Source organism: Nocardioides sp. ChNu-99 (assembly GCF_029493445.1).
Classification (GTDB): domain Bacteria; phylum Actinomycetota; class Actinomycetes; order Propionibacteriales; family Nocardioidaceae; genus Nocardioides.
Genome location: NZ_JAHWBL010000085.1, coordinates 1 through 11,928, shown reverse-complemented (window position 1 = coordinate 11,928; position 11,928 = coordinate 1). Strand labels below are relative to the sequence as shown.

Here is an 11,928-nt window from a genome sequence, read left to right as displayed (position 1 = left end):
ACTACCGCCGCCTGCACTCCAGCATCGGCCAGATCCCACCAGCCGAGCACGAGCACGACTACTACGCTGCCCTCGACCGAGAGCCGCACCCCGTATAGAAGCGGCAGAGAACCCGTGACGGTTCACAACCGACGCTCGGTGGTTGAGGTGGCCGCCCTGGCGCTCGGTGGTTGAGGTGGCCGCCCCAGCGGCCCTCGAAACCACCCACGTCCCGAGCTGGTGTCGAGGCTCGCCGGAGCTCGCACCTCAACCGACGCTCGGTGGTTGAGGTGGCCGCCCTGGCGCTCGGTGGTTGAGGTGGCCGCCCCAGCGGCCCTCGAAACCACCCACGTCCCGAGCTGGTGTCGAGGCTCGCCGGAGCTCGCACCTCAACCGACGCTCGGTGGTTGAGGTGGCCGCCCTGGCGCTCGGTGGTTGAGGTGGCCGCCCCAGCGGCCCTCGAAACCACCCACGTCCCGAGCTGGTGTCGAGGCTCGCCGGAGCTCGCACCTCAACCGACGCTCGGTGGTTGAGGTGGCCGCCCTGGCGCTCGGTGGTTGAGGTGGCCGCCCCAGCGGCCCTCGAAACCACCCACTGCAGCCCCCGACAAGCGTTGCGGGGGAGCCTCGTAGAGCCGCCGAGCGTCGGGAACGTCCGTCAGGACGTCAGCGCCCGCCGCTCAGAATCGCTCTCACAGAACTTTCCCGGCCCGTTCCTGACGCCCTAAAACGCGTTGGGGGCCTTATGTCGACTAATCGCTAGAGCAACTTGTCGGTTCTATTGCGTGGATCCATGAGGTCGACGATGCGCTGCAGGTCCTCGACCGAGGCGAACTCGACGGTGATCCGCCCCTTGGCCTTGCCCATGTCGACCTTGACGCGGGTGTCGAAGCGGTCCGACAGCCGGTCCGACAGGTCGACGAGACCCGGCTCGGTCTGGCGAGGGGTACGACGTCGTGGCTCGGCCCCGCCGGACTCCTCGCCCATCGCGACGATCTCCTCGAGGGCCCGCACGCTGATGCCCTCGGCCACGACGCGCTGCGCGAGCCGGTCCTGGGACGCCCCGTCGGCGACGCCGAGCAACGAGCGGGCGTGGCCCGCCGACAGCACGCCCGCAGCGACCCGGCGCTGCACGGCGGGGCTCAGGCGCAGCAGACGGAGCGTGTTGCTGATCTGGGGGCGCGAGCGGCCGATGCGCTGCGCCAGCTCCTCGTGCGTGCACGAGAAGTCCTCGAGCAACTGCTGGTAGGCGGCCGCCTCCTCGAGGGGGTTGAGCTGCGAGCGGTGCAAGTTCTCCAGCAGGGCGTCCCGCAGCATGGCGGTGTCCTCGGTCTCCCGCACGATGGCGGGGATGACGTCGAGACCGGCCGCCTGGGTGGCGCGCCAACGCCGCTCGCCCATGATGAGCTCGTAGGCGTCGTCGCCCGTACGGCGGACGACGACCGGCTGCAGCAGGCCGATCTCCTTGATGGAGAAGACGAGCTCCGCCATCGCGTCCTCGTCGAAGACCTGCCGCGGCTGGCGTGCGTTGGGGGAGATCTGGCCCACCGGCAGCTCGGCGAAGTACGCGCCGTCGACCGGAGCCAGTCCGACGCTCCCCTCAGCGCCCGTTCCACGTGAAACACGGCCCGCGGCACCCGCGGCGGTGCCCTCATCAGTACTCTCCGACCCCGCGGCATCTGCGACGGCCGGCGACTCCGCAGCCGGCTGCTCCGGCGCCGTCGGGATCAACGAGCCCAGTCCGCGGCCCAGCCCCCGGCGGGGCGGCTGCTTGCTCATGCCTTGCCTCCGCGCTGGGCGATCTCCCGGGCCGCCTCGAGGTAGGCCATCGCCCCGGTGGACCCCGGGTCGTAGGTCATCACGGTCTGTGCGTACGACGGCGCCTCGCTGACGCGCACCGAGCGGGGGATCATCGTGCGCAGCACCTGCTCGCCGAAGTGCTCGCGCACCTCCTCGGCGACACCGGCCGCCAGCTTGGTGCGTCCGTCGTACATGGTGATGAGGATCGTGGAGATCCGCAGCGACGGGTTGAGGTGCTTCTTCACCATCTCGACCGTCTCGATGAGCTGGCCGAGGCCCTCCAGGGCGTAGTACTCCGCCTGGATCGGGATGAGCATCTCGTGCGCCGACACCAGGGCGTTCAAGGTCAGCAGGCCGAGCGACGGGGGACAGTCCACGATGACGTAGTCGTACCGCCCGTCGCCCGCATCGGCACCCCCCACCAGCGGGTGGGCCTGGATGGCCTTGTTGAGCCGGTTCTCGCGCGCCACGACGCTGACGAGCTCGATCTCGGCCCCGGCAAGGTCGATGGTCGCAGGCACGACGTCGACACGCTCGACCTCCGGGCAGGGCTGGGCCACGTCGGCCAGCGCTGCACCGTCGACGAGCAGGTCGTACGTGCCGAGCGTCCCTCGGTGGTGCTTGATGTTCAGCGCCGTGGATGCATTGCCCTGCGGATCGAGATCGATGACGAGCACCCGCTGGCCGAGCTGGGCCAGGCCCGCCGCGATGTTGACCGTCGTCGTCGTCTTGCCGACGCCGCCCTTCTGGTTGGCGACCACCATGACCCGGGTCTGCGGGGGGCGGGGGAGAGCCATGCGCCGCGCGCCGTCGCGCACCAGCAGGGACGCCTCGACGGCGCGGGCTAGCGGCGTGGTCGCATCGTCCGACGGGGGAGTCGCCTCGGCGAGGTCCCCGGCCGTGCGCACGCGGTACGCCGTGGGCGTCGCCCCGTCGCCCTCTGTTTCACGTGAAACCACGTCAACGTCCCTTCATCACGCCGTGTGGATATCCGGCCCACATCTGTGGACAACGAACGTCTCCAGCGCACAACCACGCGGAATCGCCCTGTGCACAGACGACGCGCGCTCGGCGGCGGGCGACGCCCGGTTCGGGCCCGGGTGGATGGCGTCGACAACCGCGCCGTCCACCGCCCGGACTCGAGGGAACAACCTAGTCAACACACTTCGTCCGCACCACTCGGACGACGGTGGTCGGTGGATCGACGACGCCGGCACCGAACGTCTCGACCGTGGCGCGCTCCGCGGACCAGCGCCGCAGCGCCGACCCCGACTCGGCCACCTCGTCGGCGGCCCGGGAGCCCTTCATGGCCACGAGCTCGCCGCCACGGCGCACCAGCGGCATCGACCACCCCAGCAGCTTGTCGAGCGCGGCGACCGCACGCGAGGTGACCACGTCGAACGAGCGCTCCCCGTGCACCTCCTCGGCGCGGGCGCGCAGCACCTCGACGTTGTCGAGGCCCAGCTCGTCGGCGATCTCCTGGAGGTACGTCGTACGACGCAGCAACGGCTCAATGAGCGTCACCTGGATGTCGGGTCGACGGATCGCGAGCACGATGCCCGGCAGCCCGGCGCCCGAGCCGACGTCCGCCACGGTGTGGGGCTCTGCCGGGAGGGCATCCGCCATGACGGCACAGTTCAGCAGGTGCCGGTCCCACAGCCGGGGGACCTCTCGCGGGCCGATCAGTCCGCGGACGACCCCGTCGACCGCCAACGACGCGGCGTACCGCTCCGCGAGCGGCCAGCGGTCGACAGGGAACACCCCCCGCGCCACCTCGGGCGCGGGGGGTGTTTCACGTGAAACGTCGTCCGACACGGGGGCCGATCAGTTCGGCAGGACGACGACGTGCCGACGCGGCTCGACGCCCTCGGACTCCGAGGACAGCCCGGCCGCGGCGACGGCGTCGTGGACGACCTTGCGCTCGAACGGCGACATGGGGTCGAGCGAGACGCGGTCACCCGAGCTGCGCGCCTCCTCGATGGCCTCGGCCGCCAGCTTCTCGAGCGCCGCGCGACGCTCCGCGCGGTGCCCGGAGATGTCGAGCATGAGCCGCGACCGCTCTCCGGTCTCCCGGTAGACCGCCAGGCGGGCCAGCTCCTGCAGGGCGTCGAGCACCTCGCCCTGGGGTCCGACGAGCTGCGACAGGTCCGCACCGACGATCGAGACCGACGCGCGGTCGCCCTCGACGTCGATGTCGAGGTCCCCGTCGAGGTCCGCGATGTCGAGCAGCTCCTCCAGGTAGTCCGCCGCGATGTCGCCCTCACGCTCGAGGCGGCCCACCCGGGCACCCGGCTCGCCCGCCGCGGGCGCGGCGTCGTCCCGCTCGTCCCCCGCCACGGCGTCCTGGTCCGTCGGGTCGACCGTCTCCGTCGTCTCCGTCACCTGCTCCACTCCTTCGTCCACGCGGTCACCCGCTCAGCGCTTCTTCTTCGTGGGCGCGCTCTTCGACCCCTGAGGACGGGGCTTGGAGCCCGCCGGGGAGGCCTTGGAGCGCTGCGCCTTGGTCTGTCGCTGCGGCTGCTGCCGCGGGCGGGGGGCCGTCTCCGGAGCGGTCTCGACGGCGGTGCTCCCGCCCTTCTCGAGCGAGACCCCGTCAGCGGGGCTGTGTCCCTTCCGGCGCGCCTTCTCGGCGTCGCGCTCCGCCTTCGCCTTGGCCGCCGGCGTACCGGGAGCAGGGTTGCGCCGGATCACGTAGAACTGCTGGCCCATGGTCCACAGGTTCGACGTCGTCCAGTAGAAGAGGACGCCGATCGGGAAGGCCACACCGCCGATGGCGAACACCAGCGGGAGGATGTAGAGCAGCATCTTCTGCTGCTGCGCGTAGGGGCCCGTGAGGGCCTCCGGCGGCATGTTCTTGCTCATCAGCTGACGCTGCGTCGTGAACGTCGTGATGGTCATGGCGATCACGAGGATCGCGGCGAGCACGCTGACGCCGAGGTTGCCGTCGTTGTCGATGAACGTGCGTGCGATCGGGATGCCGAAGAGCTCGGAGTCACCGAAGTTCCGGGCCAGCTCGGTGGTGAGGAAGCCGTGGGCCGTGCCGTTCCGCGCCGCCTGGTCGAGCAGGCGGAACAGCGCGAAGAAGATCGGCATCTGCAGCAGGATCGGCAGGCACGAGGCGAACGGGTTGGTGCCCGCCTCCTTGTAGAGCTGCATCGTCTCCTGGGCGAGGCGCTCGCGGTCGTGCTTGTACTTCTTCTGCAGCTCCCGCACCTGCGGTTGCAGCAGCGCCATGTTGCGGCTGGACTTGATCTGCTTGACGAACAGCGGGATCAGGGCCGCACGGATGACGAGGGTCAGGCCGACGATGGAGAGGATCCAGGTCGCACCGCTGTCCGACGGGAGGAACAGCGAGAACAGCTCGTGCCACGCCAGCATCACCGCCGACACGGCGTAGTACAGCGGCGTCATGATGGCGCCGCCGATGGCACCGAAGAAGTCGAACACGATGCGGAGCTCCTCGATCTCAGGGTCGTGGCGCCGGGTGGCGCTCGGGAACGGGGTCGTAACCGCCGGCCGCCCACGGGTGACAGCGTGACAGACGCCGCACCGCGAGCCACGATCCGCGGATGCTTCCGTGCTGCGTCACCGCCTCGAGCGCGTACGCCGAGCACGAGGGGTGGTAGCGGCACACCTGGCCGTACAGGGGGCTGATGAGGAGCCGGTAGGCCTTCAGCAGCCCGATGAGCAGGTACTTCACGCCGCCACCACCGGCGGGCGCACGCGCTGCACGCTGCGCTCGAGGTCGGAGCGGAGCCGCTCGACGTCGGACTCGGCCGCGGCGGGCAGCGCTCGCACGACCAGCAACCCACCCGCAGGGAGAGCACCGGCGCGGCCCGCGTCGAGCACGAGGTGGCGGAGCCGACGCTTGACGCGGTTGCGCACCACGGCCGGCCCCACTGCCTTGCTCACGACGAAGCCGACGCGGAGGGGATCCTCCGCGTCGGCCCAGTGACACACCAGCGTGCGGGTGCCCGCGCGACGACCGCGCCGGACGGCCGTGGCGAACTCGGCGCCACGACGCATCCGTTGGTCGCGCGCGAGCACGTCCGGCTGCTCGGCGAGCTCAGACGGTCAGGCTCTTGCGACCCTTGCGGCGGCGCGTGTTGATGATCGCGCGGCCGGCACGGGTGCGCATGCGCAGGCGGAAGCCGTGCACCTTGTGACGGCGGCGGTTGTTCGGCTGGAAGGTGCGCTTGCTCACGAGTCTTCTCCGGATCGGGTCTGGGACGATGTCCACCACCGGGGGGAGGTCTCAGCCATCGGCTGGCACCGCCCACCCACGGCTGTGGCCCGTCGGGGACCCCTCCGTGGACATGCGGCACCGGTCGAGACAACCCCGGCGACTTAGGAACGGTACGTGCTCGTCCCGGACGGGTCAAACCGTCGGCACCCTGTGGACAACCCGGCGCGGGGGCGGGCGGCCCGCCGTACCCCGGGGGATCCCCTCCTCCCGCCGGTACGACGCCCGCGGCCCCGCGGGGACCGCTGCGGGTCCGCGTGGGGCGGCCGCCGTACCCCGGATGACCAGCGGGGATGCGTCGCAGATGCCGAGCGTGGGCGCCCGACCGGGGTGCCTCCGCCCCCCGCCGCCCCTTCTTCACAAGCTGTGGACAAGACTGTGGAATCTCCCGGCTCATGAGGCAGGATCGGGCAGCGGACGACAGCGGTCGGCGCCTCCGGACCCCCGGCGCCACGAGGAGGAGCGACATGGAGAACGGCCCCACGGACCTCGCCACGGCGTGGCGGCGGGTGCTCGCCGACCTCCAGGCGCACCAGCGTGCGTGGCTCCACGCGAGCGAGCCCATGACGCTGCACGAGACGACGGCGATCATCGCGGTGCCGAACGAGTTCACCCGCATGCAGCTCGAGGGCCGGCTGCGCTCGCAGATCGAGGACGCGCTGAGCGAGGCGTTCGGGCACGAGGTCCGCATCGCCGTGACCGTCAACCCCGCCCTCGACACGGGGGACGAGCCGGTCGCGACCGCGGCGCCCAGCCGCGAGCCCGAGAAGTCGTCGAATAACCAAGTTGCTTTGTCGATAATTCCGGAGCCCGAGCCGCAGCAGTCCGAGTCGAGCCGGCAGTCGGCCAACCTCGAGACGCGCCTCAACCCCAAGTACACGTTCGAGACGTTCGTCATCGGCTCGTCGAACCGGTTCCCCCACGCCGCCGCCGTCGCAGTGGCCGAAGCGCCGGGCAAGGCCTACAACCCGCTGATGGTCTACGGCGAGTCCGGCCTCGGGAAGACCCACCTGCTCCACGCGATCGGCCACTACGTGCGCAGCCTCTACGCCGGCGCGAAGGTGCGCTACGTGTCGAGCGAGGAGTTCACGAACGAGTTCATCAACGCGATCCGCGACGACCGGCAGGACCGGTTCAAGCGGCGCTACCGCGACGTCGACGTGCTCCTCATCGACGACATCCAGTTCCTGGAGGGGAAGACCCAGACGCAGGAGGAGTTCTTCCACACCTTCAACACGCTCCACAACGCGAACAAGCAGATCGTCCTCACCTCCGACCGCCCGCCCAAGCGGCTCGAGGCGCTGGAGGACCGGCTGCGCAACCGGTTCGAGTGGGGCCTCATCACCGACGTGCAGCCGCCGGACCTCGAGACCCGCATCGCGATCCTGCGCAAGAAGGCGGCGATGGACCGCCTCACCGCGCCGCCGGACGTCCTCGAGTTCATCGCCTCCAAGATCCAGACCAACATCCGCGAGCTCGAGGGCGCACTCATCCGGGTCACGGCGTTCGCGAACCTCAACCGCCAGGAGGTCGAGCTGACGCTGGCGGAGATCGTGCTGAAGGACCTCATCCCCGACGGGGGGGAGCCCGAGATCACGCCGGCCGCGATCATCGCGCAGACCGCGGCGTACTTCGGGGTGGCCATCGAGGACCTCACGGGACCGAGCCGCGGTCGCCACCTCGTGCAGGGCCGCCAGATCGCCATGTACCTGTGCCGCGAGCTCACCGACCTCTCGCTGCCGAAGATCGGCGCCCAGTTCGGCAACCGCGACCACACGACGGTCATGTACGCCAACAACAAGATCAACCAGCTGCTCGCCGAGCGCCGCTCGGTCTACAACCAGGTCAGCGAGCTCACCAACCGCATCAAGATGCAGGCCCGCCAGACCCCCTGACGCCTCGCCCCGCCGCCCGGTGAACTACACGCGTGGAAGATGTGGAGCGCCTGTGCGCCCACCCCGCCTGTCGTCCCCAGCCCCTGTGCACTCGTGGGGACGACGGCGCGACGGACGGCGCAGGTTCCACACCCGCCCCTAGGTACGTCGCGTCGTCCTCCACCGCCGCTCCACAGGGCCGTCGAGCACCTGACCTGGCCGGACGACACTTCTCCACAGAGTGCACAGCACCTATGACCCCTCCCTCCTGACATCCGGATCCGATTCCTCGTCGACCCCCACCCGGCCCTCTCCCTGGGGATGACCGAGGCCCGAGGGAGGCCGACGAGGTCGTCGACGCCGGTGAATGACAGGGATCCCTCCGCCCAGCGGTCCCGCGGCCTCGCCGCACGTGGCAGGATGCGATTCCCACCCGTGCGTGCCGACGTCGTGTGATTCGCATGCCGCCCCGGCCCCGAACGGACCGCCACCAGGAGGACCTGCAGTGAAGTTCCGCGTCGAACGCGACGTCCTCGCCGACGCCGTCGCCTGGGCTGCTCGCAGCCTGCCCGTGCGTCCGAGCGTCCCCGTCCTCGCCGGCCTCCTCGTGGAGGCGAAGCAGGACGGTCTGGTGCTGTCCACCTTCGACTACGAGACCTCGGCCCGCGCCACCCTCGCGGCCGACGTCGTCGACGAGGGCACCGTGCTCGTCAGCGGCCGTCTCCTCGCCGACATCACGCGCAGCCTGCCGAACAAGCCGGTGGAGATGACGCTCGACGGCGCCCGCGTCTCGCTGGTCTGCGGGTCGGCGCGCTTCACGCTGCAGACGCTGCCGGTCGACGAGTACCCCTCGCTCCCCCAGATGCCGACCGCCACCGGCACGGTGCGCAGCGACGTCTTCGCCCACTCGGTGGCCCAGGCCGTCACCGCCGCGGGCCGCGATGACATGCTCCCGGTGCTGACCGGCGTGCGCATCGAGATCGACGGCACGACGATCTCCCTGCTGGCGACCGACCGCTTCCGCCTCTCCCAGCGCGAGCTGGAGTGGGAGCCCCGCACCCCCGACGAGTCGCTCGCCGCGCTCGTCCCGGCCAAGGTGCTCGCCGACACGGCGAAGTCGCTGACCGCCGGCACCGAGGTCACCATCGCGCTGTCGGCCAGCGGCTCGGGCGAGGGCATCATCGGCTTCGAGGGTGCCGCGAACGGTGGGGTGCGTCGTACGACGACGCGTCTGCTCGACGGCGAGTTCCCGAAGGTCCGCAGCCTGTTCCCCAACGAGCACCTGACGGTGGCCACGATCGAGAAGGCCGCGCTCGTCGAGTCGGTCAAGCGCGTCTCGCTCGTCGCGGAGCGCAACACCGCGGTGCAGATGGCCTTCTCCGACGGCGTGCTCACCCTCGACGCCGGCTCCGGCGACGAGGCCCAGGCCTCGGAGTCGATCGAGGCGGCCATCGACGGCGGCGACATCGTCACCGGCTTCAACCCGCAGTTCCTGCTCGACGGCCTCACCGCCATCGACCAGCCCGTCGTCAAGCTCGCCTTCACCCAGGCGTCGAAGCCCGTGGTGATGAGCGGCGTCGTCGACGAGGGCGAGCAGGACCCGGGCTTCCGCTACCTGCTGATGCCGCGCCGCCTGCTCTCCTGACCCCGACGGCGCGCACCGCCCGTTGCGGCGCTGCGTAGCGTCGTACCCGGCGCCCCGCGCCAGCCCCACGCACACACCCCGGACACGACACGCCTGCAGAGGAGCTCGCCATGGAGATCGGCCTCATCGGACTCGGCAAGATGGGCGGCAACATGCGGGAGCGGTTGCGCCGCGGCGGCCACACGGTCGTCGGGTTCGACCGCAACCCCGACCTGGCCGACGTCGACAGCCTCGAGGCGATGGTCGAGGCGCTGCCCTCGCCGCGCGTCGTCTGGGTGATGGTCCCGGCCGGCGGCCCGACCCACGACACGGTCACGAAGCTGGGCGAGCTGCTGAGCGAGGGCGACCTCGTCGTCGACGGCGGCAACTCGCGCTGGACCGACGACCAGGCGCACGCCGAGCAGCTCGGCGCGAAGGGCATCGGCTTCGTCGACTGCGGCGTCTCCGGCGGCGTCTGGGGCCTGGAGAACGGCTACGCGCTGATGTACGGCGGCACCCCCGAGGACGTGGCGAAGGTGCAGCCGGTCTTCGACACCCTCAAGCCCGAGGGCGAGTTCGGCGCCGTGCACGCCGGCAAGGTCGGCGCCGGCCACTTCTCCAAGATGGTCCACAACGGCATCGAGTACGCGATCATGCAGTCCTACGCCGAGGGCTGGGAGCTGCTCGAGAAGGTCGACATGGTCGACAACGTCACCGAGGTCTTCCGCTCGTGGCGCGAGGGCACCGTCATCCGCTCGTGGCTGCTCGACCTGCTGGTCGCCGCGCTCGACGAGGACGAGAACCTGTCCTCCATCCGCGGGTACGCCGACGACTCGGGCGAGGGCCGCTGGACCGTCGAGGCCGGCATCGAGAACGCGGTCGCCACCCCGGCGATCACCGCGGCGCTCTACGCCCGCTTCGTCTCGCGCCAGGACGACTCCCCCGCGATGAAGGCGATCGCCGCGATGCGCAACCAGTTCGGCGGGCACGCGGTCCACACCGCCGCCCCCGCCGGTGGTGACGCGCCCGAGTCCGGCGAGCAGACCGGTACGGCGCACCCCGCCCAGCGCTGACCCTTCGTGCACGTCGCCCACCTCTCCCTCCACGACTTCCGCTCCTACGGCACGCTCGAGCTGCCGCTGGAGGCGGGGGTGGGCGCGTTCCTCGGGCGCAACGGGCAGGGCAAGACCAACCTGGTCGAGGCGATCGACTACCTCTCGCGGCTCTCGTCGCACCGGGTGGCCTCGGACGCGCCGCTCGTGCGCCACGGCGCGGAGCGGGCGATCGTGCGCGCGGCGGTCGTGCGGGACGGCCGCAGCGCCACCCTCGAGGTGGAGATCAACCCGGGGAAGGCCAACCGTGCGCGGGTCAACCGCTCGGCGCTCCCCCGCGCCCGCGAGCTCATCGGCCTGGTGCGCACCGTCGTGTTCGCGCCCGACGACCTAGCGCTGGTCAAGGGCGACCCGACGGAGCGGCGCCACTTCCTCGACGACCTGCTCGTGCTGCGCTCGCCGCGGTACGCCGGGGTGCGCGCCGACTACGACCGCGTGCTGCGCCAGCGCAACACGCTGCTGAAGACGGCCGGCGGCGCGCGGCGGGGCGCCTCGCTCGACGCGTCGCTCGCCACCCTCGACGTCTGGGACTCCCACCTCGTCGAGGTCGGCGCCCAGCTGCTCGCCGCGCGGGTGGCGCTCGTGCACGAGCTGCGTCCCTACCTCGCGCAGGCGTACGCCGCGGTCGCGCGCGGCGCGGGTCGCGACGCGGCCGACGTCGTCTACCGCTCCTCCGTCGAGCTGCCCGAGGGCGAGGACCGGCCGAGCGCGGCGTCTCTGACGGAGCCGTTCCTCGCGGGGCTCGCCGAGCGGCGCAAGGACGAGCTCGACCGCGGCCACTCGCTCGTCGGGCCTCACCGCGACGACCTGCTCTGCACGTTGGCGTCGGCGGACGTCCGGCTGCCGGTCAAGGGCTACGCCTCGCACGGGGAGTCGTGGTCGTTCGCGCTGGCGCTGCGGCTGGCGTCGTACGACCTGCTGCGCGACGACGGCGACGACCCGATCCTGGTGCTCGACGACGTCTTCGCCGAGCTCGACGCGGGCCGGCGCGACCAGCTCGCCGAGCTCGTCGCCGGCGCGGAGCAGGTGCTCGTCACGGCCGCCGTGGCCGAGGACGTGCCGCCCGCGCTGGCCGGCGCGCGCTACCGCGTCGCCGGCGGCGAGGTGCACCGTGAGCCCTGAGGTGCCCGAGTCGTCGGATGGGACGGGCGAGGCGGACGAGGCTGTCCCTACAGGTGGGGATAACCCTGGGGATAACTCGCCGGAGGGGAGCGACGACACCGGCGAGGACTCCCACGACGCCGCCGGGCTCGACCTGGCGCGGGCCGCCGCGCGCGCCGCGGCCGCCGCGGGCGGG

13 protein-coding genes are annotated in these 11,928 nt (G+C 71.4%); 5 read left to right on the top strand and 8 right to left on the bottom strand.

Features of this window, described 5'->3' with window-relative positions:
* Nucleotides 1–737 precede the first annotated feature (737 nt).
* From KK617_RS17805 to rpmH, 8 genes are all read right to left on the bottom strand, one after another.
* The gene (locus tag KK617_RS17805; RefSeq protein ID WP_277501528.1) at nt 738–1,757 is read right to left on the bottom strand and encodes a ParB/RepB/Spo0J family partition protein; all 1,020 of its coding nucleotides are present in this window, start codon (nt 1,755–1,757) and stop codon (nt 738–740) included.
* Nucleotides 1,754–2,737 carry a ParA family protein gene (locus KK617_RS17800; RefSeq protein ID WP_277501527.1) on the bottom strand — a complete coding sequence of 328 codons (984 nt, stop codon included), beginning with the start codon at nt 2,735–2,737 and terminating at the stop codon, nt 1,754–1,756. The genes KK617_RS17805 and KK617_RS17800 overlap by 4 nt, the downstream gene beginning before the upstream one ends.
* 193 nt (nt 2,738–2,930) lie before the next feature.
* A complete protein-coding gene (gene rsmG, locus KK617_RS17795; protein WP_277501526.1) occupies nt 2,931–3,539 on the bottom strand; it encodes a 16S rRNA (guanine(527)-N(7))-methyltransferase RsmG in 609 nt (202 codons plus the stop codon).
* 63 nt (nt 3,540–3,602) lie between these two features.
* Nucleotides 3,603–4,169 (bottom strand): R3H domain-containing nucleic acid-binding protein, encoded by a 567-nt coding sequence (locus KK617_RS17790; protein ID WP_277501529.1) that lies wholly within the window; start codon nt 4,167–4,169, stop codon nt 3,603–3,605.
* A 24-nt stretch (nt 4,170–4,193) separates the two neighbouring features.
* Entirely contained in the window at nt 4,194–5,225 is a 1,032-nt protein-coding gene (yidC, locus tag KK617_RS17785; RefSeq protein WP_277501525.1) for a membrane protein insertase YidC, read from the bottom strand.
* 19 nt (nt 5,226–5,244) lie between these two features.
* The gene (yidD, locus tag KK617_RS17780; RefSeq protein ID WP_277501524.1) at nt 5,245–5,478 is read right to left on the bottom strand and encodes a membrane protein insertion efficiency factor YidD; all 234 of its coding nucleotides are present in this window, start codon (nt 5,476–5,478) and stop codon (nt 5,245–5,247) included.
* Complete coding sequence (gene rnpA / locus KK617_RS17775; protein WP_277501523.1) at nt 5,475–5,825, bottom strand: ribonuclease P protein component; 351 nt, start codon at nt 5,823–5,825, stop codon at nt 5,475–5,477. Before rnpA ends, yidD begins: the two co-directional genes overlap by 4 nt.
* A gap of 19 nt (nt 5,826–5,844) precedes the next feature.
* Nucleotides 5,845–5,982, bottom strand: a complete 138-nt coding sequence (gene rpmH, locus KK617_RS17770) for a 50S ribosomal protein L34 (protein WP_277501522.1) — start codon at nt 5,980–5,982, stop codon at nt 5,845–5,847.
* A gap of 506 nt (nt 5,983–6,488) precedes the next feature.
* Between rpmH and dnaA the strand changes: the two genes are divergently transcribed.
* The 5 genes from dnaA to KK617_RS17745 all read left to right on the top strand — a co-directional run.
* Entirely contained in the window at nt 6,489–7,916 is a 1,428-nt protein-coding gene (gene dnaA / locus KK617_RS17765; protein WP_277501521.1) for a chromosomal replication initiator protein DnaA, read from the top strand.
* Nucleotides 7,917–8,400: 484 nt separating this feature from the next.
* The gene (dnaN, locus tag KK617_RS17760; RefSeq protein WP_277501520.1) at nt 8,401–9,540 is read left to right on the top strand and encodes a DNA polymerase III subunit beta; all 1,140 of its coding nucleotides are present in this window, start codon (nt 8,401–8,403) and stop codon (nt 9,538–9,540) included.
* Between the two features lie 110 nt (nt 9,541–9,650).
* Nucleotides 9,651–10,592 carry a phosphogluconate dehydrogenase (NAD(+)-dependent, decarboxylating) gene (gnd, locus tag KK617_RS17755; RefSeq protein ID WP_277501519.1) on the top strand — a complete coding sequence of 314 codons (942 nt, stop codon included), beginning with the start codon at nt 9,651–9,653 and terminating at the stop codon, nt 10,590–10,592.
* A gap of 6 nt (nt 10,593–10,598) precedes the next feature.
* Nucleotides 10,599–11,753: a DNA replication/repair protein RecF gene (recF, locus tag KK617_RS17750; protein WP_277501518.1), complete on the top strand. Its 1,155-nt coding sequence runs from the start codon at nt 10,599–10,601 to the stop codon at nt 11,751–11,753.
* The coding region (locus KK617_RS17745; RefSeq protein WP_277501517.1) for a hypothetical protein at nt 11,743–11,928 on the top strand (186 nt) is incomplete at its 3' end. The genes recF and KK617_RS17745, both read left to right, overlap by 11 nt.